Source organism: Polaromonas sp. P1_G1, assembly GCF_056405595.1.
In genome coordinates, this window is the sequence record NZ_JBFUBU010000270.1 from 1 (window position 1) to 387 (window position 387).

Annotated in this window: 1 protein-coding gene; it reads left to right on the forward strand. The window is 64.9% G+C overall.

Going from position 1 to position 387, the window contains the following annotated elements; genetic code table 11:
• Position 1: 1 nt before the first annotated feature.
• The coding region (locus tag AC1D1Y_RS26795; RefSeq protein WP_477685011.1) for a TlpA disulfide reductase family protein at positions 2-387 on the forward strand (386 nt) is incomplete at its 3' end.

The window sequence follows — 387 nt, forward strand, 5'->3', positions numbered from 1 at the left end:
GGTGGGGGCTGCGCTGGCGGGGATTGGCGTGGCCGTTTGGAGGCAATCCGCGGGACCCGCAGCGGTCGCGGCAGAGCCGGTGCCGGGTTTTTGGGCCCACCACTGGGAGGCCCCGGACGGTAAAGTGGTGTCTCTGGCTGCGTTCAAGGGGCGCCCGCTGCTGGTGAATTTCTGGGCCACGTGGTGCCCGCCCTGTGTGGATGAGCTGCCGCTCATCAATCGCTTCTACCGCGAAAACAAGGGCAACGGCTGGCAAGTGCTGGGATTGGCCATCGACAAAAGGGAGCCGGTGCAAAAATTTCTCCAAACCATGCCCCTGGAGTTCCCCATTGCACTGGCCGGTTTGGCGGGTACGGAGCTGGGGCGTGAGTTGGGCAACCTGACCGG